The sequence below is a fragment of the Bifidobacterium reuteri DSM 23975 genome (genome assembly GCF_000741695.1).
Lineage (GTDB): Bacteria > Actinomycetota > Actinomycetes > Actinomycetales > Bifidobacteriaceae > Bifidobacterium > Bifidobacterium reuteri.
On sequence record NZ_JGZK01000002.1, the window covers coordinates 286,144 to 310,554 of the forward strand.

At 62.5% G+C, this 24,411-nt stretch carries 18 protein-coding genes and 2 pseudogenes; 9 read left to right on the forward strand and 11 right to left on the reverse strand.

Annotated elements, in window-relative coordinates; translation table 11 throughout:
* Positions 1–251: 251 nt before the first annotated feature.
* The 8 genes and pseudogenes from BREU_RS02605 to BREU_RS02635 form a co-directional block, all read right to left on the reverse strand.
* Positions 252–776, reverse strand: a complete 525-nt coding sequence (locus BREU_RS02605) for an Hsp20/alpha crystallin family protein (protein ID WP_044089505.1) — start codon at positions 774–776, stop codon at positions 252–254.
* A gap of 371 nt (positions 777–1,147) precedes the next feature.
* A complete protein-coding gene (locus BREU_RS02610) occupies positions 1,148–2,329 on the reverse strand; it encodes a toxic anion resistance protein (protein WP_238566980.1) in 1,182 nt (393 codons plus the stop codon).
* A 69-nt stretch (positions 2,330–2,398) separates the two neighbouring features.
* Positions 2,399–3,505 carry a substrate-binding domain-containing protein gene (locus BREU_RS12080; RefSeq protein WP_044089506.1) on the reverse strand — a complete coding sequence of 369 codons (1,107 nt, stop codon included), beginning with the start codon at positions 3,503–3,505 and terminating at the stop codon, positions 2,399–2,401.
* Positions 3,502–4,299, reverse strand: a complete 798-nt coding sequence (locus BREU_RS02620; protein WP_238566981.1) for a hypothetical protein — start codon at positions 4,297–4,299, stop codon at positions 3,502–3,504. Before BREU_RS02620 ends, BREU_RS12080 begins: the two co-directional genes overlap by 4 nt.
* Positions 4,299–4,898, reverse strand: a pseudogene (locus BREU_RS12570) (vWA domain-containing protein); the annotation flags it as partial. The pseudogene BREU_RS12570 and the gene BREU_RS02620, both read right to left, overlap by 1 nt.
* A 132-nt stretch (positions 4,899–5,030) precedes the next feature.
* Positions 5,031–5,981 (reverse strand): annotated as a pseudogene (locus BREU_RS12575) (substrate-binding domain-containing protein); the annotation flags it as partial.
* Positions 5,982–6,155: 174 nt separating this feature from the next.
* Entirely contained in the window at positions 6,156–7,247 is a 1,092-nt protein-coding gene (locus tag BREU_RS02630) for an alpha/beta fold hydrolase (RefSeq protein ID WP_044089537.1), read from the reverse strand.
* 26 nt (positions 7,248–7,273) lie between these two features.
* Entirely contained in the window at positions 7,274–10,135 is a 2,862-nt protein-coding gene (locus BREU_RS02635; protein ID WP_044089508.1) for a prolyl oligopeptidase family serine peptidase, read from the reverse strand.
* Positions 10,136–10,350: 215 nt separating this feature from the next.
* Here BREU_RS02635 and BREU_RS02640 point away from each other — a divergent pair, with 215 nt between their 5' ends.
* Genes BREU_RS02640 through pknB form a run of 7 tightly spaced genes read left to right on the forward strand, consistent with a single transcriptional unit; the run spans position 10,351 to position 19,512 of the window.
* The gene (locus tag BREU_RS02640; RefSeq protein ID WP_044089509.1) at positions 10,351–11,052 is read left to right on the forward strand and encodes an FhaA domain-containing protein; all 702 of its coding nucleotides are present in this window, start codon (positions 10,351–10,353) and stop codon (positions 11,050–11,052) included.
* 33 nt (positions 11,053–11,085) lie between these two features.
* Positions 11,086–11,619, forward strand: a complete 534-nt coding sequence (locus BREU_RS02645) for an FHA domain-containing protein FhaB/FipA (protein WP_044089510.1) — start codon at positions 11,086–11,088, stop codon at positions 11,617–11,619.
* A gap of 4 nt (positions 11,620–11,623) precedes the next feature.
* Positions 11,624–13,279: a protein phosphatase 2C domain-containing protein gene (locus BREU_RS02650; protein WP_044089511.1), complete on the forward strand. Its 1,656-nt coding sequence runs from the start codon at positions 11,624–11,626 to the stop codon at positions 13,277–13,279.
* A complete protein-coding gene (locus tag BREU_RS02655; RefSeq protein ID WP_081886508.1) occupies positions 13,276–15,018 on the forward strand; it encodes an FtsW/RodA/SpoVE family cell cycle protein in 1,743 nt (580 codons plus the stop codon). Before BREU_RS02650 ends, BREU_RS02655 begins: the two co-directional genes overlap by 4 nt.
* The gene (locus tag BREU_RS02660) at positions 15,015–16,481 is read left to right on the forward strand and encodes a peptidoglycan D,D-transpeptidase FtsI family protein (RefSeq protein ID WP_044089512.1); all 1,467 of its coding nucleotides are present in this window, start codon (positions 15,015–15,017) and stop codon (positions 16,479–16,481) included. The genes BREU_RS02655 and BREU_RS02660 overlap by 4 nt, the downstream gene beginning before the upstream one ends.
* Positions 16,478–17,428, forward strand: a complete 951-nt coding sequence (locus BREU_RS02665; protein WP_044089513.1) for a serine/threonine-protein kinase — start codon at positions 16,478–16,480, stop codon at positions 17,426–17,428. Before BREU_RS02660 ends, BREU_RS02665 begins: the two co-directional genes overlap by 4 nt.
* Positions 17,425–19,512, forward strand: a complete 2,088-nt coding sequence (pknB, locus tag BREU_RS02670) for a Stk1 family PASTA domain-containing Ser/Thr kinase (protein WP_414133013.1) — start codon at positions 17,425–17,427, stop codon at positions 19,510–19,512. Before BREU_RS02665 ends, pknB begins: the two co-directional genes overlap by 4 nt.
* Positions 19,513–19,734: 222 nt before the next feature.
* Here the strand turns inward: pknB and BREU_RS02675 are convergent, their stop codons facing one another.
* The 3 genes from BREU_RS02675 to BREU_RS02685 form a co-directional block, all read right to left on the reverse strand.
* Positions 19,735–20,379, reverse strand: a complete 645-nt coding sequence (locus tag BREU_RS02675) for an anthranilate synthase component II (RefSeq protein ID WP_044089514.1) — start codon at positions 20,377–20,379, stop codon at positions 19,735–19,737.
* A 97-nt stretch (positions 20,380–20,476) separates the two neighbouring features.
* Positions 20,477–21,745, reverse strand: a complete 1,269-nt coding sequence (locus BREU_RS02680) for a class E sortase (protein ID WP_081886509.1) — start codon at positions 21,743–21,745, stop codon at positions 20,477–20,479.
* Positions 21,746–21,753: 8 nt separating this feature from the next.
* A complete protein-coding gene (locus tag BREU_RS02685) occupies positions 21,754–22,557 on the reverse strand; it encodes a DUF881 domain-containing protein (protein ID WP_044089515.1) in 804 nt (267 codons plus the stop codon).
* Positions 22,558–22,668: 111 nt separating this feature from the next.
* On the opposite strand from BREU_RS02685, the gene crgA reads away from it, so the two are divergent.
* Both crgA and BREU_RS02695 read left to right on the forward strand, forming a co-directional pair.
* Positions 22,669–23,127, forward strand: coding sequence for a cell division protein CrgA (gene crgA, locus BREU_RS02690; RefSeq protein ID WP_044089516.1), 459 nt, complete (start codon positions 22,669–22,671; stop codon positions 23,125–23,127).
* A 308-nt stretch (positions 23,128–23,435) separates the two neighbouring features.
* Positions 23,436–23,885 (forward strand): DUF4143 domain-containing protein, encoded by a 450-nt coding sequence (locus BREU_RS02695; RefSeq protein WP_238566983.1) that lies wholly within the window; start codon positions 23,436–23,438, stop codon positions 23,883–23,885.
* Positions 23,886–24,411: the final 526 nt, after the last annotated feature.

Below are 24,411 nucleotides of genomic sequence, written 5' to 3' on the forward strand. Positions count from 1 at the left end.
GGCAAGGCATTCGCCTTGTCCGGCATGTCATTGGCTCTGTTTCCCGCCGCCCATCGGCTAGTCAGCGTAGAAAACGTAGGATGGGCAGCGCAGGAAGCAGGTCATCGTTAGTCGCTATTCCATTCCATACACCCAGTCGGATGCCTCCTCGTTCAGGAGGCCGGCCCAACGGATGTATGCCGTTGGGCATCAACTCTCGGCACTGGGCTTCGGAACGAGCTTACGACTCGGAATCGAAGCAACCTGTGGAATCAGCCCTCAATAGCGATCTGGTGCTTGGTCTCGACCTGCGGCTGAGCCTGCATCTTCGGAACCTGGATGCACAGCATGCCGTTGCTGTAGCTGGCATGAATGTCGGATTCCTTCACATCGTCGCCGACGTAGAAGCTGCGAGAGCAGGTGCCCATGTAGCGTTCGCGACGCAGCCAGCGACCGGATTCGTTCGTGCCGCATGCGCACTGCTCACTGGAATCCTTGGAAGCGGAAGCCGAGGCGTCCGCGGACTCAGGGGCCTTGTCCTCATGCTCGCTGCTGCGCGAGGCGGACACGGTCAGATAGCCGTTGTTGAGCTCGAGCTTGATATCGTCCTTCTTGAAGCCAGGCATGTCGATATCGACGTCGTAGCCCTTGGCGGTCTCACGAACATCCGTGTTCATCATGTTCGCCGGCATGGCCGCAGCCACCTGACTGTCCATGTTGCGCCAGCCCTCGAAGAACGGGTCATCGAACATATCAGAGAACATCGTGTCATTCATCAAAGCCGGAAACATTGCCATAATCGGTACTCCTTGAATAGGAGAGAACCTGCTTGGCTTGCCGCCGCACTCCCCGCGCTGGCGGGGAGGCGACAGCTATCGTGGCCGGTTCCGGAACCTCCCGGGCTCTCAACCTTTGACCTTCACTTCATCCAATTCCCTGGGCGGGCAATCATTCCACAATTATGCTCACAGAGAAATAACGCTGGAATCCGCGAAATTCCGCCGTTTTGCATCAGCCGGCGTATTCCTGGAGATGCACTCAGTGTCCCGCGTCGGAAACTCGTTGACGAACTACCCCTCAGTCCCGCTTCGCGGGCCAGCTCCCCTGACAAGGGGAGCCGACGATAATCAACGAACTTCTGACGCGACATACTGGGAACGCGCCAGGCTCACATCTGCTGGGCGTTTTCGATCAGGGCGTTCTTGAGGTCGGCCTCAATCTGGCGCATCTTGACCTGCGCGGCCTCGCGGTTGGCCTTGCCTTCCTTCTGAATCTGCACGGTCTCCTTCAGGGTGGCGATGAGCTCGGAGTTGATCTTCTCCAACGTGTCGATCTCCACCACGGAGCGCTGGTTGGCCTTCTCGGCGTCCACCGCGCCCTTGTGCAGGGCGGCCGCGTTCTTCTGCAGCAGCTTGTTGGTCACGTCGTCCGCCTTGTTCTGCAGGTCCAACGCCTTGCGCTGGTTGGACAGACCCAGCGCGATCACCATCTGGCTCTTCCACACCGGGATGGTGGTGGAGATGGTGGTGTCGATCTTGTCCACGATGGTCTGGTCGGCGTTCTGGATGATCTTGATCTGCGGCGCGGTCTGCAGCGTCACCACGGAGATGCGGTCCAGATCGTCGAGTCGCTTCTCGAAACGGTCCAGCTTGGCCTTGAAGTCCTTGAGCAGCTGCGCCTGCATCGGGTCGCCGCTCTTCTGCGCTTCGGCCTCCAGCGCCGGCAGCTGAGTCGCGCGGAAGTCGGCGAGCGCCTTCTTGCCGGCCAGCACGGTGATCTTGAGTTCGCGGTACTGCTGGGCGTTCTGCGCGTACATCGTGTCGTACATGGAGATGTCCGCGACCAGTCGCGCCTGCGCGCGCTCGAGCTTGGTGATGATCTCGTCGATCTGCGAATCGACCTTCTGGTAGCGGCGGCGCAGCTTGTCGATGGAGACGGCCACCTGTCCGATGATCGGAATCTTGCGGAATCCGCCAAGTTCGGCCTCATCGATGGTCACGAGCATGGTGTTGAGCAGCTCGCCGGCCTCGCCGGTGTCCTTGGAGCGGGTTTCGGAGAGGATCTCGTCGGCGAAGGTGGAGGTGGCGCGCTGGGCGTCCTTGCCGTACGACGATTCGATGCCGTCGCGCGTGAAGTCGATCTGCGCGGCGAGCTGGTTGACCGACTGCTGGTCGTCGGCCGGCAGCTTGGCGATCTGCTGGTCCGGGGTCAGCGAGGCGACCGCCTCGGCTTCGGCGGCCGTGGGTACCAGAGCGCCATTCGCAGCGCCGGCGCCGGTGCCGAGCGACGGGTTGGTGACTGCCGCGGTGCCGCCTTTGGCAAGGTCCGCAAGGGTGATTGTGTTGGCCATGATGATTCCTTTCGTAACAGGTGTGACAGATGTGAGAGGTTATGGACGATGGTGTACCGCGATGATTGTCTACTGCTGCGGCTGCACGCCTTGGAGCGCGGTGATGAGCTGCTGCATGGCGTCGTTGTTGGGCAATTCGGAGACGGCCGGGATCTGGTCGAGCGTGCCGGGCACGCCGAACCGCTTGATCGGATCGGTGCCGGCGAAGTTGGCCGCGCGGAAGCCGTGACGCTCCCATGCCAGTTTCTGCACCTTCTGGCTCTTAAGCAGATCCAGAAGCTTCACTCCCTTGTCATCCAGCGCCATCAGCGTATGCGTGCTCCACACGGTCGGCGTCGGGTAGACGATCACCACGTCGTCCTTGATCTGCTTGAACGCGTCCGGCTGGTTCACCGCGAGGTCCAGCAGCTGCGATTCATAGCCGACCATCATCGGCTTCGAGCCGACGCCCAGTGTCAGGAACTGGTTGAACGAATCCTCGGAGGAGGTCTCCATCCAGCCCGACTTGGCGAAAATAGCCTTGATAGTCTCGCCGTCGCGCGCCACTGATTCGGTGGTGGCCGGCTGGCCGCCGTTCAAGACGGTGGCGATCAGCGCCGCGTATTCGTTGCCTGAGTTCGACTGCACCGGGTCGGTGGAGTCGATACGGAACTGTCCGTAGCCGGCCGCATAGCCGACGTCCGCCCAGGTCTTGCTGTTGACCATCGCGTCCACGGCCTTGGCCATGTCCATGTGGTAGGCGCCGGAATCGTCTTTGGTGATCAGCCCACCGGAGACCAGCCCCTCGGCGACCGCCTTATGCGTATACAGTACGATTGGCGAGTTGAAGACGATGTCGCTCTGGGTGGCCTTCACACCTTTGGCCTTGCCATATTCCACGGCGGCGCGCGACGAGGGGAACAGGTAATCCATGCCATTGGCATCCGCGTCCATCATGGCCAGAGATCCGGCCTTGCGATAGTCGACGTTGAGCCCCTGCTCCGCTGCGAGTTCCTTGAATTTGGCGTCATCGAACAGGCCAATCTTCTCGCCGCCGAGGTAGCCGGTGACGCTGACTTTCTCGACCGGGGCCGCCGGTTTGGGCTGCGCCTGGCGCCATACGAAGGCACCTCCCACGATCGCCACTACCGCGAGCAGGGCGATTAGGCCGATGATTTTCGATTTTGATAGGTTCATTGCTGCTTGTGCTGCCCTTCTTGATTCCGCTGATCAGCTGCCATCGGCCGAACCGCGACCGGTTGCGCCTGCTGCTTGCCGACGAGCCCCTGCGGCAATCCTGTAACCCCATGGATTCCCGCAGCGTTCGCGCCGGAAGTCAACGCCGGCGCTGACGTGGCTTCAGACGCCGCCGCAGCCGCTGTCTCAGTGTCGTATCCGTCCATGCGGGCCAGACGCTGGATGGCGTCGGAATCAGCCGCAATACCCAACGTCTTGCTGCTGACCGCACGACTGAGCTCGCCCGCTGCCGTGCGTTCGAGCACCTGCAGCGCCTCGATGGTTTCCGTGCGCGCCTTGGCGATCTGATCGTGTGCGCCGGAGCTTTCCACATCGATGTAGGAACGCAGCAATTGCTCGGTCTGCTCGCCGTACACGGTGATGTAATGGCGCAGTGTCTGGTAGGCGGAGGTGTCGCGGGTTACGTAGTTCACCAGATCGCGCGTGGCCACGATGAAATCGTTGGCCTCGGCGCGTACATATGGATCGCGCACCTGAGCGGTCAGTGCGGAGATCGACTTCAGCCGGGCATTGGCGGCGTCAATGGTATCGGCCGCCTTCTGGCCGTTGGGTAATGCGGAGGCCAGCATCTTGCCGATGCGACGCTCGGGCTCGGTCAGCGTGGACGCGGCCACATAGCCGAGTCCGGCCAACACCACAGCCACGCCGACACCGACCACACCACCGCCGGCTACCCAGAAGCCAAGCCCCGCGAACGCAAGTCCTACGATGAATCCGCAAATCACCTGAAGCATCAGTTGAACCCCTTGACCTGACGGAACACGGACGCCAAGTCGCCGGAGCGGCCATCGAACACCTTGGCATTGCTCAGCGTGGCGAGCGACTTCAGCTGGCTGGGGTCGGCATCGCCGAACATGATGGAGAAGACCGGCACATCGCGGCCCGAGGACTTGTAATCGCGCTCGAAGTTGGATTGATTGTCGGTCGTGGAGCGGCCGTCCGTCATCAGTACGATGGCCACCGTGTACTTGGACGCCTCGGATTCGGTCGGCAGCTGGCCGAGTGCGGATTCAAGGCCCTGATAGATGTCGGTGCCACCGCTGGCTTCAGTGCTCTGGGCCTGGCTCAGCAGGGTGCCGGTATTGGCGCCGTTGGCCACGATGGGCGCATGCGCCTCGGATTCAAAGGGGATGAGGATGTTCACATCCTCATCGCCGGGTTCGATGTAGGAGGCTTTGGCTTCTTCCGGGCTGAGAGCGGCATTGAGTCCCTTGACCACGCCATCCTTGCCTTCTCCCGACATGGAGCCGGAGTAGTCAACCACCCAAATGGTCCAACTCGGCTTGCGCAGCGCGGTCTGGTAGACGTTGAGCGCACTGTTGATCACCGATGCGGCGGGCAGTGGGATGGTCTTCAGCGTGGAGGCATCGGTGTTGACGCCCCATTCGGAGCGGAAGGATTCCTTCACCTGACTGTCTGACGCATAGGCGAGGGCGCCGCCCAGGCCCGTACGGCGTCCAGCGCGCTCGAATTCGATCTTCGTCTCCTTGGCGCTCAAGGCCTTGGCGAAGCTGTCGAATGCATCCTTGAGGTTCTGCCCGCGATCCACGTAGCCGAGCGGCGAATCGGACACGGCAATGCCGTCGGACGGGTACACGGTGAGCAGCGGGTCGTGGCCGTTCTTGGTCAGGGTCTTATCGGCCTGGATGACCAGCGATTCATAGTTGACCATCGAGTCGAATCGATCCGGATTGGCCACCACCATGTCCTTGAGCCAATCCGAGGAGCCGGAGGAGCGGTCCACGCCGGACAGCAGCTTGGCCACGGACTCTTTGAGCTGGGCGTTGTCGAGATCCTGCTCGCTCAGCGGCTGGTCGCCGCCGCGCAGGGCGGTCATGAAGGCCAGATAGGCGGATGCGCCCGAGTTCGACTGGGTGGCCGAGGTCATCGAGAACTTGAGATTGCCGTCGCTGACCGCCTTGAGAATGTCTGCGGTGGAGACCGGCTTGGTCTTGCCGGAATCGTCGGCCCATCCCAGGGAGATGGCCTTGGATTTCGCGATGCCGAACACGATGGGAGTGGTGGATGTGCTGGTGGCATCCTTGACGACGTGCTTGGTGTCGCCCATGGAAATCCACATGGAGGAGGCCGGCCAGACGGCGTCGTAGTTCTCGCCGCCCTTCTTGAGCGCGTTCATGATGTCCAACGAGCCCATGTAATGCATGGTGATGGTCACATTGGATTGGTCGGCGGCCTTTTGGATGGCGGCGGCCACCTCTTTGTTCTCCGAACCGGACGCAATGCTCAGCGTGGCGGTGGATTTGCCACCCGACGGCGTGAACGTCTGCGTATTGGAGTCGGAGGTCCCCGAATCGCCGTTATTTACCTTGAAGCTCGACGAGCAGCCGGCCAGCGCGAGCGCGCTGGCGCACACGATTGCCGCTACCGCTGCGGCGCGGCGACGAAGAGAAGACATTATGCCCATAATTTCATTGTTCTCCTACCGGATAAAATCGGGTGGAGATGAAGATGACACCAGAGTGAACTCTAGATGAACAGCAACATTCGGCTACGTAGTCAATACGTCATCAATGGGATAATTTCAAACTCTTGTCGAAACCCAGCTTCGGCGCCAGCGCGCGGCACCGAATCAGTACGAGGCGCTGGCAATCATCGGATCGTCGTAGAAGCTGAGGATCTTCTCCAGATACGGCTTGTACACGGCATTCGGCATCGAGAAGATCTCATGGCGGGATTCGTTGAATCGCACCAATGTAGCTTCGTCGCCGCCGTCCTTGATCAATTGGATGAAACGGTTCTGGGGCTTGTTGAGCACCCAGATGTCGCGCCCGGACTGGAACAGCAGCACCGGAGCCTCCACTTCGGCGCAGGCCGCAGGGCTCAGAATGGCCCTGCTGAGTTTGAGCGCCTGACGCACCCACTCAAAAGACGCGCAATAGGTCTGATATTCCGGATGCTCGCAGCGCAGCTTGAAATACCAGCGTTCGCGAGCTTCGGAAGCCCCCTCGTTGCCCTGCATCGAGAATTCGGGGGTGAAATCGCTCTGGCCGAACACGCGCTTCTTCCCGAAGCCCAGACCGCAGATCGCCCCCACCAGTATGCGCGTCAACGGCAGCGGCATGCCGGTGGCGGGAGCGATCATCGGCGCGGACAGCACGGCCTTGTCGAACAAGGACGGGTATTGCTCGAGCACCGCCGCCCCGATGCCGCCGCCCATCGAGTGGCAGAACAGGTTGATCGGCATGCCGGCCGCGTACCGCTGGCCGATGGTCTGGGCGAATCCGGCGAGATCGGCCACATAGCGCTTCCAATCGTCGATCCATACCATGCAGTGGTTGTCCACGTCGCGCGAGGATTTGCCGTGTCCGCGATGCTCGAGCACGCACACCGAGTATCCGGCGAGCAGGAAGTACCAGACCAGTTCGTCGTATTTTTCGGCGAACTCGGTGAAACCGTGGCTGATGACGATGGCACCGCGGAATGTGGCCGTAGCGCCCGCCTCCCGGATGGCGTCGAACTTGCCGGCGTCATAGCACACATAGTGCAGCTGCCCGGATCGGCCGCCGGTGTCCATCAGACCGGGCAATGGCTCGAGCCCCGCCGACCGTTCGGCGGCGGACGGGTCGAACCATCCTTCTTCGCGGCATTGAAGGAGCGCCGGCACCACCGTGCGCTCCATCGTCTCGGCGTATGTGCTCTCGTCGATCATCGTCACCTGCATGCCACCCATCTTAGGGCAACCGCAGCTCAGGCCAGTGCGTCCTTGAGGAAGTCGCGCTGGAGCGTGAGCAGGTTTTCGGCCACGGTCTCATCATTGGTCATATGGGTGATGCCGGTCAACGGTAGGCATGTGTGCGGCCGGCCGGCCGCCATCAGCGCCTGGGACAGCTTGAGGCTGTGGGCGATGGTGACGTTGTCGTCCGCGAATCCGTGGATGAGCATCAGCGGACGCTCCAGCTTGGGCGCGTCCTGAATGATGCCGTTGCGGTAGTAGACATCCGGGTCGAGACCGAGGTAACGCTCGGTGTAATGGGTGTCGTACAGCGTCCACTCGGTGGGCGGGGCGCCGGCGCAGGCTGCCTTGAACACGTTCGGGGCGTCCAGCACGGCGAGCGCGGAAAGGAATCCGCCGTACGACCAGCCGATCATGCACACCTTGTCGAGGTCGGGCGCGGGAATCGAGGCGTTCAGGCCGGCCACCGCCGCGGGCAGGGCGTTGACGGCCTCGATCTGGTCGGCGAGGGTGATGTCCTTCATGTCCTCGAAAATCGCGCGGTCCCACGCCGGTCCGCGGCCGGTGGTGCCGCGGCCGTCGGCGGTGACCACCAGGAAGCCCTGGTCGGCCCACCACTGGCCCTCCCAGTAGAAGGACTGCGCATCCACGACTTGCTGGAAGCCTGGGCCGCCGTACGGCTTCATCAGCACGGGTAGCTTCTCAGCGGCAGCATACGGGCTTTCGGGGCTCGGCGCGATGATCGCCGTGTAGAGGCGATGCTCCCCCAACCGCACGAAATGCAGGTTCGGCGTGAAACCGGGCTCGGCGGCGTAGCTGGCGATGGCGGCGGAACCGGGCCGGCACTCGGTCGGCTGTGCCGACAGCTCCCCTCCCAGAGGGGCGCCGGCGGTTACCGCCTCGAACAGCTCATCCACGGAGTCGAACTGCGGTGCCACGACATGGGTCATCTGGACGCCGGCGTGAGCGAGGTCGCGGCCGGAGATCACGCCGCCGCGCTCACCCCAGGATGCTGTCCAGACACCGGGCGTGGTGGTAATCGGAACAGGCAGGGCGGTTCCGGCAGCATCAGCAACCCCCGCAGCACCGGCAGCATCAGCAGCACCGAAATCGAACAGCACGACGTCGAAGCTGCGGGCGTCGTGCTCGCCGCCCTGCGCCTTCCATACGGCCGGAACATCGGGCGCGAGGTCGGGCTCGCGCTGCACCACCGCCACGACGCCGTCATCACTGACGTGCAGCACTTCGCGCACATTCCAGCCTGCGGGCGTGAACGGGCGACCGTCCACGGTCAGACGATTGGTATCCGCCGCCATATCGTTGAGCGAGCACACCAGATGACCGTCCGGCGTGTAGGCGGGAGTACCGGGCACCAGATCGATCCACTGGTCGTTGGCATGTTCCTCAAGCACGCGGGTCGAGCCGAACGCCGGCCATGTCAGATGCGGCTCGGCGGCGGCATCATCCGCAGCGACGGCAGCAGCACCGTCGACGTCGTCAACCTCGTCAACATCGTCAGCAAGCCCGCCCTCGATTTCAGCGAAGTCCGCGGATTCCTCGGCGGCAGACACCGCCACTTCCAGCACCTGATCGGCGCTTTGACGACGGTTCTGCACCAATACCAGCGGGTCATGCTCGCCGGTCCAGCTCACGGCGGCGACATATTCATAAGCCTTGCGATCCCAGTCCACATCGGCGTTGGCGGTGATGCCGAGGTAGCGTCCATCATCGTCGAACGCCAGGGTGATCGCCGTCAGGTAGACGTCGGCGTTCTGGGTCAGCGCACGCGGATAGCGGCGGCCTTCAGCCGGATGCTCCGGGTTGGCCGGATCGCTGATGTACCACACCGGCTCATTGGCGGTATCAAAGGACTCGAACAGCACATGGCGGGAGTCGGGCGACCACCAGAAGCCGTCATACCTGTTCATCTCCTCGCCGGCCACGAATTCGGCCAGACCGATCTTCCACGTGTTCTCAGCGGGATTGCCGTCCTCATCCTCCACGCTCACGCCATAGATGGCGGTAATGCGGTCGGCAAGCGGCTCCTCGTCCTCGAATTCGTCGGCGTCAATGTCGATGTCAGCGTCGGCGTCGCCATACAGCCCCTCGCTCAGCGCCTCCTCCACGGCGTCGGACTCCACATCGACCCCATCGGACAGTTCGCCGGCCGGCTCCTCGCGCAGCGCGTCCGCAGCGCCCCCGGCAACGCCCGCATCGAGCTCGGGCCAATCGCCGATATCCACCAGCATCAGATGCGTGCCCGTGGTGTACAACACATGGTTGCCGTCCGGGGAGATACGCGGGTTGAGCACCGGCGTGTAGGCGGCCGGATCGCCGTCCAGCCATTCGCCGGCAAGCTCGCGGGTATGCGCAACCGGGACATAGCCAGACGCCGATTCAGCGCCCTCAGCACCCTCGGCATCCGCAGCACCCTCGGCATCCGCAACGTCCGCAGCATCCTCGCCAGATGCCGCAATCCAGTCGATTTCAGTCAGATACAGGCGTCCATTGATGGTGAACACCACGCAATCGCCGGCTTCGTCCACCGAATAGCTCACGATGCCGGCGCCGCCTTCGCGCGCACGTTCGCGGCGGGCGCGCTCCTCGGCCGGCACATCCTCACTGTCCGCGGCGGCACCGAGCAGTTCGCGCGGATCGGCGAGTTTCGTCTCATGATGCTCGCCGGCAGCATCGAACCAGCTCAGCCACAGCGCCGTCACCAAATCCTCGGGACCGTCCGAGCGCAGGAACAATGCCTGCGAACCGTCGCCCACGACTTTCGCCGAGCGCGGGGCGCCGCCGTTGAATCGCAGGGTACGCGCGCGCAAACGGGGAAATACCTTGATTGCTTCGTTGACATCAGTGTTTTCGCTCATGTCTCTAACCTACGCGCCCGTCCAGTCAGCGCAGGCCCAATCAGCACCCATCCAGCCAGCGCAGCGCACCCCGCACAACACACCCAGTGGGGCTTCGCACCTATTTTTCCCCTGAATTTTTGGAAATTCTGCACTCATCGACGGTCAAATGGCACCTTTTTGCACTGTATTCCCCACTGCCGCGTAGGATAGGTGACGATTAGAAAGGGAGGACTATGAGCGTTCTCGACCGTTTTGAAAAAAGCGTGGAGGGTGCAGTCAACGGAGTGTTCGCCAAGTTCGGCTCCAAGGACCTGCAGCCTGTTGATCTTTCCAGCGCCCTGGAGCGCGAGATCGACGCCGAAGCCATGCCGGTGGGCCGCGACCGCACGGTGGCCCCGAACGAATACCGTTTCAAGCTCAGCACCCCGGACTTCGATCGCATCGAGGCATGGGGCAGCGAGACCCTCGCCAACGAGCTCGCCGACAACCTCACCGAATACGCCAAGAGCCAGCATTACGCCTTCGTCGGCCCGGTGGTGGTGATCTTCGAGGAGGACCTGAACCTCACCAAGGGCAACTTCAACCTCACTTCCGAATCCGTGCAAGGCAATGCGGTGCCGGTCACCACGGACGCCCAGACCGAAGACAGCCCGGTTCTCGAGGTCAATGGCAACCAGTACCTGCTCACCAAGGAGAAGACCGTGATCGGCCGCGGCTCCGGCTGCGACATCGTAATCGACGATCCGGGCATCTCCCGCAAGCACCTGGAAATCGACATCACGCCGAACGGTGTCATCGCCCGCGACCTGGGATCGACCAACGGCACGTATGTGGAGGGCCATCAGGTGCCTGCCGCCACGCTGCTTGACGGCAATACGATCACCATCGGCCGCACGCGCATCCTGTTCTGGGCCTCCGCCCAGGCGCAGGAGTAGCCAAGGCGTCGCCACGCGCAAAGGTCCTGCGTCATGACCGAATTAACTTTTGCCCTGCTGAAGTATGGTTTTCTGGCCCTACTGTGGGTGTTCATATGGCTGGCGATACGTTCGTTGCGCCAGGACATCGAGACGTTCAGCCCACGTCCCTCGCGTTCCCGCCGCAAGCGCGAGCGTGAAGCACATAAAGTGAAGTCCGAGACTCCACAGACGCCGGCCGTGCGCAGCGCCGGCACGTCCAATGCGGCCGCGTCCGGCGGCCGCCATGCCCAGCAGCCCACGCTGCTGGTGATCATCGACGGCCCCTTGGCCGGCAGTTCGGTGCCGTTGGCCGAGTCCGAGATCACGCTGGGCCGCGCGGCTTCCAACACTGTAGTGCTTGACGACGAATTCGTCTCCTCCCATCACGCCCGCGTCTACCGCGACGCAGCCTCCGGCCAGTGGGCCATCGAGGACCTTCATTCCACCAACGGAACCGTGGTGAATCAGCAGCGCATCAACCGCCCGACGATTCTGCCCGCCCGTATTCCCGTGCGCATCGGCGCCACAACCTTTGAATTGAGGTAGCCGTATGCCCAATTCCGCCGCTTCACAACCGCTGTACCTATACTCCACCACCGTGTCCGACGTGGGCACGGTGCGCGCGAACAATCAGGATTCATCGTTCGCCGGCGAACATCTGATTGCCATCTGCGACGGTATGGGCGGTCATGCAGGCGGCGACACGGCATCCACCATCGCCATCCGGTCCCTCGCCCACATCGAGCAGGACGATACCGGCGGCGACATCCAGGCCATCTCCAAGATGATGGAGACATCGGTGATGGCCGCGCACGACGCCATCGTGGGCAAGGCCAAGCGCGAACGCAAGCTGGCGGGCATGGGCACCACAGTCACCGCCGTGGCGCTGGTCGCCGGGTACTGGGTGCTCACGCACATCGGTGATTCGCGCGCCTATCTGCTGCGCGACGGCCATCTGAGCCGCATCACCACCGATCACAGTTATGTGCAGCACCTCATCGACACCGGACGCATCACGCCTGCCGAGGCGAAGAACCATCCGCAGCGCAATGTGGTGATGCGCGTGCTCGGCGACTTCGACATCGACCCACATCCGGACATCTCCATCCGCCGTGCGCACCCGGCCGACCGCTGGCTGCTGTGCTCGGACGGCCTATGCGGTGTGCTCGAGGATTCCACCATCGAAGAGACGATGATGGCGCTCTCCGATCAGGGCGAGTGCGCGCAGAATCTGGTGCAGATGGCGTTGCGCGCGGGCAGCACCGACAACGTGACCGCCGTCATCGCGGATGCCACACTGGCCTTGGACGCCAACGCGTTCGATCTGCCGCACCAGACGCCGCTGGTCGGCGGCGCGGCGAGCAACAGCCTGGAGACCATCGCCGACATCGTCAACGCGCCCGTGGCCGCCGCGCCCGCGCTGCGCGCCGACAATTCCCCGGCTCAACGCGCGGCAGCGCTGATACAGCCGGCCAGCGCGCATGAGCCTGCTCCGAAATCGGACACCGACGCGCAACCATCCGGAGCACGGGTCGCGCAACCGTCCGTCGTACGTGAGGAGACCGGCGAGCGCGCCAATCCCGATACCGGCGAGATTCCTATCGTGCAACGTCCGGACGGCCGTATTTCCGCCGATCCGAACGACCCGGTTGTGCAGCAGGCCATCCGCGATGAGCATGTGCAGCAGACCAAGGCCACGCGGGTGAGGAAGCGCAGGGTCCGCTATGCGCTGATTCTCACCGTAATCATCGTGGTCGCCGCGCTGTTCGGTATCGGCGGCGGCACGTATCTGTGGAGCCAGTCCCGCTACTATGTCGGCAACAGCAACGGCAAGGTGGCAATCTATCAGGGTGTGCCCACGAACATCTTCGGCATGGAGCTCTCGCACGAGGTCAGCAGCACCACGATTTCGATCGATGAGCTGCCGCAGACGTGGCGCGATCAGATCAATCAGGGCATCGCCGTCGATTCGTTGGACGAGGCGCAGTCCCATGTGGGTATCATCCGCTCGGAGATGAACAAGTTCCTGGAGCAGCAAGAGAAGGACGCCGCCAAGAAGTCCGATTCCTCCAGCGACGGCTCCAACAACAACTCGGACACCAGTTCCAACACCGGCAGTACCGACAATTCCAACGGCTCGGGCGCCTCTGCCGACCAGCCGAGCATCGGCGCCGCGAACGACGCCACATCGGGAGGCACTCAATGATAGCCACCCGTCTGCGCCAGATCGGCCTGTTGCTCGTCTCCCTCGCCATCAGCGCCCTTGCGATCGTCCAGATGTTCGAGCGTACGACGAACTCCATGCCGCGGGACTATACGATGCTGTTCGGCATCGTCGCAGTGCTGTTCTTGGTGCTATGGGGATTGACTGTGCGATTCCAGCAGTACGCGAGCCAGTCGATTATGCCTTGCGTACTGCTGCTGACGGCCATCGGCATCACGATGATCGCCCGCATCGACCAGAGCATGGACACGACGGTGGCCAAGCGCCAGCTGATGTGGCTGTGTCTGGCACTGGTTCTCAGCTGTCTGATCATCGTGTTCCTGAGGGATTACCGCGTATTGCGGCGGTTCTCGTATGTGTCGATGGTCGTGGGTCTGGCGCTGCTGCTCTCCCCGATGCTGCCGGTGATCGGCCAGGAGGTGAACGGCGCGCGCATTTGGGTGAGGATTCCCGGGCTAGGACAGTTCCAGCCCGGCGAATTCGCCAAACTGTTCCTGGCGTTCTTCTTCGCCTCGTATCTGTTCGATCATCGCGATCAGCTGGCAGTGGGCGGCAAGAAGGTGCTGGGCCTGCAACTGCCGCGCATCAAGGATCTGGGACCGATCATCGTGGTGTGGATCGCCTCGATGGGCGTGTTGGTGATGCAGCATGACCTAGGCACCTCGCTGATGTTCTTCGCCATGTTCGTGGCGATGCTGTACACAGCCACCGGACGCACCAGCTGGATCGTCATCGGCCTTATCGCGTTCGCCGTAGGCGCGGTGGCCGCCGCCAGCGTCTTCAGCCATGTGGGGCAGCGTGTGGACGCCTGGCTGCAGCCGTTCAGCAATGAGCAGTACAACAAGGAATACGGCGGCTCATGGCAGCTGGTCACCGGCATCTTCGGCCTGGCTTCAGGCGGCATGCTGGGTACCGGGCTCGGCCAGGGGCATCCGGCGCTGACCACGTTCGCCAATTCCGATTTCATCTACACCGCGCTTGGCGAGGAACTGGGTCTCACCGGCGTACTGGCCATTCTGATGCTGTATCTGATCATCATCGCCTCGGGATTCGTGGCCGCGATGAAGATCAAGGACGGCTTCGGCAAACTGCTGGCATCCGGTCTGGTGTTCACGATGGCGTTCCAAGTGTTCACCGTGGTGGGCGGCGTGACGTTGGTGATTCCGCTGACCGGTCTGACGCTGCCATATATGGCAGCCGGCGGCTCAAGCCTCATCGCCAATTACATTCTTGCGGCGCTGCTCATCGTCATTTCCGGCGCCGCCAACCGGCCTGAGCCGGAGCTCACCTCCGATTCCTTCCAATATGAGGCGCTTGCGGCCCTGCGCAACAAGGAGCTGGAGGAGCGCGCCCGTGCTACGGAGCCGGTTTCCCGTCCGCGCACGGCATCCGCTCGCGTCTACGATCTTGACGACCCGGACGGCGAGATCGTGGACACCACCAAGCGCGCTCCAGTGAACGAAGTCACTACGAACGATGGCGTTGCCGGCGACGGCACCGACTTCGACGGCGACGGCACCACCACGGGCTTCGCGGAATACACCGCGCCCACCGGCTCGCTGCCGCCGGTGCCATCCTCTGCAGTACCATCCCCCGCAATGCCATCGGCGCCACAAATACCGCCGACCCCGGCAATCCCGGCTCCCCCGATCCCGCCGGCAGGCGGTAGCCATCAATCCCCAGCCCATCACGGACCACGACATGGAGGTGCGCGCGCATGAACAAATACCTGCGTCAGCTGTTCACCGCAGTCGTATGCCTGTTCGTGGTACTCGGGCTGTCTTCGACCATCCTCATGGCAGTGCGCGCCAATTCGCTGAACAGCGATTCTCGCAACGCCCGCTCCCTCTACCATCAGCTGGGCGCGTATCGTGGCGCGATTCTCGCTTCGGACGGCACGGTGATGGCCCAATCCGAGCCGGTCAATGACGCGTTCAAATACCAGCGCACCTATTCGAACGGCCCGCTGTATGCTCCCATCACCGGATTCTTCGCCATCAACCAGAACGCGGACCGCGGGCTTGAAGCCTCCCGCAGCATGCTGCTCAACGGCGAAGCCGATTCGCTGATCTGGCAGCGCGCCAAATCTATGCTCACCGGCAGCACCAACAAGGGCGCCTCCATCGAGACCTCCATCGACCCGAAACTGCAGCAGGTGGCCTACGACCAGATGAGTTCACGCGATGGCGCCGCCGTGGCCATCGAGGTCAAAACCGGCCGTATCCTCGCCATGGTGAGCACGCCAAGCTACGATCCGAACCAGTTGGCCACCCACGACACCAAGGCCGCGGCCAAGGCGTACAACGACCTGGCAGCCGGAGAAAACAGCCCGCTCATCAACCGCGCCACCTCACAGCTGTATCCGCCAGGCTCCACGTTCAAGACCATCGTCGCTTCCGCCGCCTTGGAAACCGGCGACTATCAGACCGATACGCAGATTCCCGCAGGAGAGAGCTACACCCTGCCCGGCACGGCCACACAGCTGCCGAACGCGGTCTGGCAGGCCAACGGCACCGACGGCAAAATCACCCTGCAGAATGCCATCGCGTATTCCTCCAACACCGCGTTCGCCCAGCTCGGCGTGGCCCTTGGCGAGGACAAAGTCAAGGAAATGGCCACCAAATACGGGTTCGGCAATACGATCACCATCGATGGCACCAGTGCCACCGGCATTCCGATGACCGCCACGGCCTCCACATTCCCGTCCGCCACCACGCCGGACAAGCTCGCCCTGGCCTCAATAGGCCAGGGCGACACCAAGGCCACTCCTCTGCAGATGGCTATGGTGGCGCAGACCATCGCGAACGATGGCAAGATGATGCGTCCGACGCTGGTCGACCGCGTGCGCGCCTCGGACCTGTCCGTCATCAGCCAGACGACGCCGGAGACCTTGAGCAAGGTTATGAGCAAGGATTCCGCCGACAAACTCACCACCATGATGGAGCACGTCATCACCGACGCCAACCCGTCACTGGCCATCAACGGCATCACAATCGCCGCCAAAACCGGTACCGCGCAAATCGGCGTGGACAACACCAGCATCGATGGTTGGATCATCGGATTCGCCCCCGCCGAGGATCCCCAGATTGCAGTAGCGGTCTTGGTGCACAATACTGATTTGCTTGGTTCGCTTGCCGCGGGCCCGATTATGCGCGCGATGATTCAGGAGGCTCTGCAGCAATGAAACTTATCGAAGGACAACTCATTCACCGCCGCTACCGCCTCGACGCGCGACTGGCGCAAGGCGGCATGGGCGAGGTCTGGAAGGGCTATGACATCCAGCTCGAACGCCCGGTGGCCATCAAGGCGCTGCGCTCGGATGCCACGAACGCGGAGGCCAAATTGCGCCGTCTTCGCGCCGAAGCGCATAACTCCGCGAATCTGGCGCACCCGAATATCGCGGCGTTGTTCGAGTATTACGAGCATGACGGCATCGGGTTCCTCATCATGGAATACGTGCCGTCGAAATCGTTGGCGGACCTGTATCACGAACAGGGCGCGATGGACCCCATCGACCTGCTGCCGATCCTCATCCAGACCGCGCGCGGCCTGTTCGTCGCCCACTCGCATGGGGTGATCCATCGCGACGTGAAGCCCGCCAATATCATGGTCTCCGATACCGGCGAGGTGAAGATCACCGACTTCGGCGTCAGCTATTCCACCGGCCAGGGGCAGATCACCCAGGACGGCATGGTGGTCGGCACCGCCCAGTACATCTCCCCCGAACAGGCGCAGGGCAAGCAGGCCACGCCGCAGTCGGACATCTATTCGTTGGGCGTGGTGGCCTATGAAGGCCTGTCCGGGCACCGCCCGTTCACCGGCGCCACGCCGGTCGACATCGCCGCCGCCCACGTGAACGATCCCGTGCCTCCGCTGCCGGACACCGTGGACGTTCAACTTCGTGAATTCGTCATGTCCATGCTGTCCAAGGACCCGCTCGACCGCCCCAAGGATGCGCTGGTGGTATCGCGTACCCTAGCACGCATCGAACGAAGGCTTCTGGACCAGCAGACTGAACAGGCAGATCAGACCATGGTCACATCCAGCGTCCGGCCATTGCGCCGAGTCATGAGCACACCTCGTATCGTATTGGACGCTCCTGCCTCGAAATTGGGAGGGAATAAGCAATGAGCAACATGCCTAATGCACTGGCCGGTGGCCGATATCAGCTGGGCCAGCTCATCGGCCGAGGCGGTATGGCCGAGGTGCGCATCGCCCTCGATACTCGACTGGGCCGTACGGTCGCCGTGAAGATCATGCGCGCGGAACTCGCCAACGACGATATCTTCCTGGCGCGTTTCCGCCGCGAGGCCCGTTCCGTGGCACAGATGAACAACCCGAACATCGTGAACATCTACGATTCGGGCGAGGAGACCATCACCACCGACGCCGGTGACACCGAGCGCTTGCCCTACATCGTGATGGAGTACGTGAAGGGCCAGACCCTGCGCGACATCATCAAGGTGAACGGCGCGTTGAGCCAGCGCGACTGCGAGCAGGTGATGCTCGGCGTACTGAGCGCCCTCGACTATTCGCATCGCATGGGCATCATCCACCGCGACATCAAGCCCGGCAACATCATGATCTCCGAGCAGGGCGTGGTCAAGGTCATGGACTTCGGCATCGCCCGCGCTCTGGACGATTCCGCCGCCACCATGACTCAGTCCCAGGGCGTGGTGGGCACCGCGCAGTACCTCTCCCCCGAGCAGGCCCGCGGCGAGACTGTGGACATGCGCTCCGACCTGTATTCCGCAGGTTGCGTGCTCTATGAGATGCTGACCGGCCGTCCGCCGTTCACCGGTGATTCCGCGGTGGCCATCGCCTACCAGCATGTGTCCGAAGTGGCCACGCCGCCGAGCGCCATCGTGCCCGGTCTGCCGAAGATGTGGGATTCCATCGTGGCGAAGGCCATGGCGAAGGACCGTCAGAACCGGTATGCCACGGCCGCGGAGTTCAAGAACGACATCCTGACCTATATGAACGGCGGCGTGCCGGTGGCGGCTGCGTTCAACCCGCTGACCGATCTGTCCGGTGTGAAGGCGCGCAAGGACGCCGAACGCGACCAGCCGACCGTGCCGATGGGCACCGGTCAGCCCACGCAGGCGTTCAACCCGGCCACCGGCCAGTTCGAGCAGATTCCGCCGGCGAATGCAGCCATGCAGAACGCGCTGAAGAGCCGTGCCGAACAGCGTGCGGCGGCAGCCAAGGCGAAACGGAAGAAGCAGATCATCATCGGCTCGGTGCTGGGCGTCATCGCGGTGATCGCCATCGTAGTGGGCGTGGTGTTCGGCATGGATGCGGCGAAGAAGAACGCCGTGGAAATGGTCACCGTGCCGGAATGCGCCTCCACGACATCCAAGGATGGCTTGGAGGCAAAGCTCCAGGCGCTGGGTCTGGAGATGGTGGAGAAGCAGGATACCGATTCCACCAAGGCCGCCGGCACCTGCACCAAGATGAGCCCGGAAGCGGGTTCCAAGGTGGCCAAGGGCTCCAAGGTGACCGTGTGGTTCTCCGCAGGCCCACAATCCATCGCGGTGCCGGACGTCAAGGGCATGACCCAGGAGGCGGCCCGCACCAAGCTTGAAGACGCCGGTTTCGAGGTCAGCTCCACGGTGAAGACCGAGGACAGCGCCGACATCGACAAGGATGAGGTGACCCGTACCGATCCGGCCGCCGGCACGCCGACGCCCAAAGGATCGACCATCACGATCTACGTGTCTTCGGGCATGACCGCGATGCCGAACCTGGTGGGCCAGTCCAAAGATGCGGTGTTGAGCCAATACAACGGCATGTTCAACTTCGTGGTGGAGAGCGAGTCCTCCGACACCGTGGAAGCGGGCTCAATCACCCGCACCGACCCGGCCGCCGGCACATCCATCGAACAGGGCGCGTCCATCACGATCTGGGTGTCCACCGGCAAGGAGAAGGTCACCGTGCCGTCCATCAACGCCGGCACCGACTTCGCCACCGCCAAGCTGCAGCTTGAGGCCGTGGGGCTCGTCGCTGCCGCCAACGGCCCTTCGGACAGCACCGCCGTAGTGGTGAGCATCGATCCCGCCGCCGGTACCGAGGTGGACAAGGGCTCGACCGTCACCATCACCACCAAAGCCAGCACGTCCTCAGGCACTGACACCGGCGATTCGGACAACACGGGCACCGGCGGTACCGGCGGCAACACCAGCACCGGCAACAGCAACGGACGAGCCGGCGAGTAGCCGTTCAAAGTCATCTGGTTCCGGCTCTCGCTAGTGGTCTGTCTCGTGCTGAGGGGCGTTGGCCCCCTCTGACGGGACGTTGCCGTGAAGCAAACAGCGGAGCTGTTTTGTAGGCAACGTGCGAGCCGACAGGCGAGCCAGTAGGATGCCGCGCGGAGCGCGTCCATACTTGCAGGACGGGCTGTCAGCGAAGCTGACTGGGGGAGAGACTCTAATCCAGGACTACTTGGTAACCTTTGGCTGCAATCCTGCGGACTTGGCCACGGCGTTCGCCTGTCCGCACACGGCAAGCCAATTGGCCAGCAGACGATAACCATCCTGAGTCATCACCGATTCGGGATGGAATTGCACGGCGTACATCTTCTTGCCCTTGACCTTCAGCCCCTGCACGATGTGGTCGCCCTGCGTCCACGCGGTCACTTCCAACGTATCGGGCACCGAATCCGGCTCGACCGCGAGCGAATGGTAGCGGGTGGCGGTCATCGGATTGGCCACGCCGGCGAAGATCTCGTCATCGATATGCTCCACCTGGCTCGTCTTGCCATGCATGATGGTGGGCGCATGGTCCACCGTGCAGCCGAACACCTCAGCGAGCGCCTGCAGTCCCAAGCATACGCCGAACATCGGCACACCGGCGGCCGCGCACAAGCGAATCATATCCTCGCTGGCACCGGACTGGGCGGGAGCGCCTGGGCCTGGGGAGATCAGTACGCCGTCATAGCCGTCCAGCACACCGGGGGCGGCAGGATCGATGGCATCGTTGCGCACCACGTCCACCGTGGCACCCAGCGTCTTCAAATAGCCGACGATGGTGTATACGAACGAGTCGTAGTTGTCCACCACCAGAATGCGCGCGGAATCAGTCATACTGCCTCTCCTTGGACGGGCTTGCGGGCATGCCCCGGCCCTTCGCGAACCTCACATGTACATGTATGTGAGCCATACTACTTCAGCTCAGCGGCCTTTACTCCGGTACGGCCACGAAGTTCGACATCTGCCTCAGGAACGGGATGTTCGTGGCGGCCCAGGGGAAGGTCCACTGGAACAGCGCGGCAGCGGCGGCGAACAGCAGCAGAAGCAGAAGCAGCCATCGAATGGGCAGCGCGCCCGGCTGCAGTCGCACCAATAGTCCATAGATGCTGGCGTCCGGACGACGGCGCTCACCCAAGCGGATGGCGCGCAGTACCGGCCAGCGCCAGGCGATGGCGGCGGCGATGAACATGATCAGCCAGGCGACAAGCGCACCGTACACCACCTTGTCAAGCGAACCGATGCGCGACGCCACGGACGGGGTTTCGGAAATCGCGAACTTCACCGAGCCGGACGAGTCGGTGGTGGCCAGTTCCTTGGGCACGCCGTCCGACACCTTGGCCCAGTAGGATAGCTCGCCGTAGCTGATCCAGCGATGGGTGGGGGTGGAGTACTTCGGTTCGCAGGTGGTCAGTGTGATCATGCGCTTGGTGGGGTCGACGCCGGAGTTCTCCGGGTTGGGCGCGATGACCCAGATATCGGTGGGCAGCACGATCTGATAGCGCGTGTAATGGTAGACATACCAGTAATCCTGCGTACGGATGATAATCGGGTCGCCTTCCTGGAGCTTGTCCACGTCACCAAGCGGCTGGCCGTAGCCGTTGCGGTGGCCGGCGACGGCGAAGTTGCCGATCTGACCGGGCAACTGGGATGACTGGTAATGGCCCAGACCGTGGCGGTTGATCTGTTCGAGCGTGGTGCCCTCCACCACGTTGCGGTGCCATTGGCTGCCGAAGCGCGGGATATAGATCTGCGCGATCAGATCGCCGTATTTGGGGCCCTGCGGCTGCACGGGCGGATCGCCTTCCTGGGCTTTCGCGACCTTTACGTCGCCGCCATTGGCTGCCGGGTCGGACCAGTTCATGGATTTGGTGGTCTCGTTCTGGGTCTGTTCGGCCTCCACGCCGGTCCACCACATCTGCCAGACGATATACAGCGCGCAGATCGCGGCTGCGGTCAGCAACAGTTCGGCGAGGATGCCCAATGCCTGCCACAACGGGCCACGGCGTTCGGCTGCGGCGGCAGCGCGGCGGGCGCGACGGGACTGGGGCTGGGCGGCCGTTGCCGTGAAGGCTGCAGCACCGCCGTTCCCGTTGCCGTTCCCGCCGAACGGCGTGAATTGTGCGGTGCTTTCGGGGTCCGCGAAATCATTCAGATCGGTCGAAGTCTGCACATTCGCAGCACTGTGTCTGTTGTGTCTCATGACTGCCTCTACTCCTCGTCCTTGGTCTTCGGCGTATCGACGGTGGCATATTTGAACTGCTGCAGCAAAGCCGTGGTGGCCTCGAACTGAAGATTGTCTTTGTTTTCCACCTTGTAACCTATGCCGAATGCGCTGACGTATTGCTTCAGAATGGTGATGGCCTTGGAATCGTTCAGCGCCTTGCGCATCGCATCCTGGTCACCAATGGCGGAAATGGTGAACGGTGGCGCGTACTTCTTGCCGTGGATGGAGAGCACATTGCCCGAGCAGATCACCGCCGAATTGAACAGTACCCTCTGATCCATGATTTTCATGGCTTCGGCGCCACCCGCCCATAGCGCATTCACCACGGATTCCACGTCCTGCTGGTGAATCACATAATCATTGATATTCGCAGTGGTACCGTTGTCGTTCACCGCACTCTCCCACAGCGGCGAATCATCCAGCGTCACTGTGACGCCTGCGCCGGATAGTTCCGGGAGCATCAGGCTTGCATCGCCACCGTTATTGGCGGCGTCGGTATTGGTATCAGTACTGGCATTGGAATCATCGGAACTCGACGAACTGCCGGAGCCCAGCGCCTCGGTAAGGTTGTTCACCTGCTTCTGCAGATCGTTGACATCGGTCTGCAGCTGGGAGACCTCGGCCACGCTGTTCTCCACGAGGTCGGCGGCGTCATTGTTCACCGTGACGGTGCGATTGACGCGGACGTTGGTGCTCAGCAGAAAGCCGGTCAGCGCAACCAGTACAACCGCCGCGATCCCGCTGGGCACGGAGCGACGTGCGCTATGCTTCCCCTGATGTCTGGCCATACCAATTCCCGCCTTTGTCACCGGTGCGTTCACCTTTTCACACGGCGTGTTCACCAGTTTCGAGTGTAGCCACTATTATGACTTCTAGCCTATTGAATGGAGAATACGCTGATGGCTGACGAAGAGCTGCACGAAAACGACTCGAAGGACCAGAAGGACTGGCAGGACGAGGGCGTGAATGACACCAAGTCCGCGGACACCGCCGCCGACACCGCCACTGACAAGGTCGCCGACGAAGACGAGACCTATGGTGTCGATATGGATCAGGTGCAGGCGGTACTGAACGCTACTGCAGACAAGGCCACGCTGACCCCTCAGATGCAGCGCATGATGAACCGTCAGGCCGAGAACACGAAACGTGTCGAGGAAACCATCAAGGGCACCAAGTCGAACCCGCGCTGGTTCGTGCCGGTGTTCTGCGCGTTCATGATCATCGGTCTGATCTGGTGCGTGGTGTACTACCTCTCCCCGTCCGGCGCTTGGCCGATTCCGAACATCGGCGCTTGGAATCTGGCGATCGGCTTCGCGCTGATCATGATCGGATTCCTGATGACGATGGGTTGGCGCTGAACCTTAGTTCCCCTGTGAGCCGCTGGCGCTTTTCTGCGACAGCGGCTCGCTGTGTATTATCAGTGGTTATCAGTGGCTCACCTGACAGCGAAGCCGAGATTCTCGATTATCACTGAGACGAACCACTGGCATGCCGTGTCAATACTGCGTTATCGGCATGACTGCCCTCAGCCCCGCTTCTCAGGCGGGCTTCTCAGGCGGGCTTGCCTGTAATTCGCATCCCCATGCACAACATATGGCGCTACAGTTCCAAACGCGCAAAACGTGACAACCGCGTTATCACAGTTGAGAAAAACGTGACATAAAGCATGCTATTGTGCGCGGCCTCGATGGGCAACGTCCAGTTCGCGCTCCTACAGGGCGAGCTCGATGTCAATCTCGGATCAATCGCGGAGAACGTGGTGGCCCAGGAACTAACCGCGCATGGATACGCCGCGCATTACTTCGACGCCAAGAAATACGGCGAAGTCGACTTCGTCGTTCAGTCGGGCACCCGGGTCACGCCGGTAGAGGTGAAATCCGGCAACGATTGGACCAAGCACAAGGCATTGGACAACGTGCTCGCCGTGGACGAATGGAACATCGACCACGCCTGGGTGCTATGCAGGGGAAACGTAAGCCAGGATGGAGCCATCACCTATCTGCCGCTGTACATGACCATGTTCCTCGAGCCCGAACGGCTGCCCGCCTCGATGCCATTCACGGTGGATCTGAGCGCGCTGGATACGACGGGCGAGCCAGCTGAATACCGCGCGTAGCGCGACCGTGCGATACCGACTGGCCATTGACTGGCCGTCTGACTTCGCTGGGAGGCTACGTGCGATGCAGGCTGGCCAGTATATGGCCCTCTGGCGTCGCTGGGGTGTTGTGTGCGACGTCAGCCGGCCAGCATGTGGCCGTCTGACGTCACTGTCGGACGCTCAGTGAAGTCAGACGGCCAGTTCTCGTCCAGCGACTTCGCTGAGGGCCTGCTCAGTGAAGCCACCATGACATGTACTGGCCTTCCCCCATCGCTCGAGCCGCTCAGTGAAGTCGGTTGGGCACTTGGTGGCCGTTTGGCTTCGCTGCATGTCGCCGAGCGAAGCCATCAGGGCACGATGCGGCCGTTCCGCTTCGCCGAGGGCGAGCAAGGTGTGGTGCGGATGCTTGTCGCGTGTCACGGCGCTGCAATCGCGTGCCACGCCGCTGTAATATCGCCCGTATTGCACTGGCGTGGCACACGGGCGGTCCCACGCGCGTCCTGCGCCACGCCAGCGTCCTGCGCGGAATCATCGGAGATTGCCA

Bases quoted from the DNA above. Each gene is read 5' to 3' on its own strand.
- BREU_RS02605 (WP_044089505.1), bottom strand. From the start codon at position 776: ATGGCAATGTTTCCGGCTTTGATGAATGACACGATGTTCTCTGATATG.
- BREU_RS02610 (WP_238566980.1), bottom strand. From the start codon at position 2,329: ATGGCCAACACAATCACCCTTGCGGACCTTGCCAAAGGCGGCACCGCG.
- BREU_RS12080 (WP_044089506.1), bottom strand. From the start codon at position 3,505: ATGAACCTATCAAAATCGAAAATCATCGGCCTAATCGCCCTGCTCGCG.
- BREU_RS02620 (WP_238566981.1), bottom strand. From the start codon at position 4,299: ATGCTTCAGGTGATTTGCGGATTCATCGTAGGACTTGCGTTCGCGGGG.
- BREU_RS02630 (WP_044089537.1), bottom strand. From the start codon at position 7,247: ATGCAGGTGACGATGATCGACGAGAGCACATACGCCGAGACGATGGAG.
- BREU_RS02635 (WP_044089508.1), bottom strand. From the start codon at position 10,135: ATGAGCGAAAACACTGATGTCAACGAAGCAATCAAGGTATTTCCCCGT.
- BREU_RS02640 (WP_044089509.1), top strand. From the start codon at position 10,351: ATGAGCGTTCTCGACCGTTTTGAAAAAAGCGTGGAGGGTGCAGTCAAC.
- BREU_RS02645 (WP_044089510.1), top strand. From the start codon at position 11,086: ATGACCGAATTAACTTTTGCCCTGCTGAAGTATGGTTTTCTGGCCCTA.
- BREU_RS02650 (WP_044089511.1), top strand. From the start codon at position 11,624: ATGCCCAATTCCGCCGCTTCACAACCGCTGTACCTATACTCCACCACC.
- BREU_RS02655 (WP_081886508.1), top strand. From the start codon at position 13,276: ATGATAGCCACCCGTCTGCGCCAGATCGGCCTGTTGCTCGTCTCCCTC.
- BREU_RS02660 (WP_044089512.1), top strand. From the start codon at position 15,015: ATGAACAAATACCTGCGTCAGCTGTTCACCGCAGTCGTATGCCTGTTC.
- BREU_RS02665 (WP_044089513.1), top strand. From the start codon at position 16,478: ATGAAACTTATCGAAGGACAACTCATTCACCGCCGCTACCGCCTCGAC.
- pknB (WP_414133013.1), top strand. From the start codon at position 17,425: ATGAGCAACATGCCTAATGCACTGGCCGGTGGCCGATATCAGCTGGGC.
- BREU_RS02675 (WP_044089514.1), bottom strand. From the start codon at position 20,379: ATGACTGATTCCGCGCGCATTCTGGTGGTGGACAACTACGACTCGTTC.
- BREU_RS02680 (WP_081886509.1), bottom strand. From the start codon at position 21,745: ATGAGACACAACAGACACAGTGCTGCGAATGTGCAGACTTCGACCGAT.
- BREU_RS02685 (WP_044089515.1), bottom strand. From the start codon at position 22,557: ATGGCCAGACATCAGGGGAAGCATAGCGCACGTCGCTCCGTGCCCAGC.
- crgA (WP_044089516.1), top strand. From the start codon at position 22,669: ATGGCTGACGAAGAGCTGCACGAAAACGACTCGAAGGACCAGAAGGAC.
- BREU_RS02695 (WP_238566983.1), top strand. From the start codon at position 23,436: ATGCTATTGTGCGCGGCCTCGATGGGCAACGTCCAGTTCGCGCTCCTA.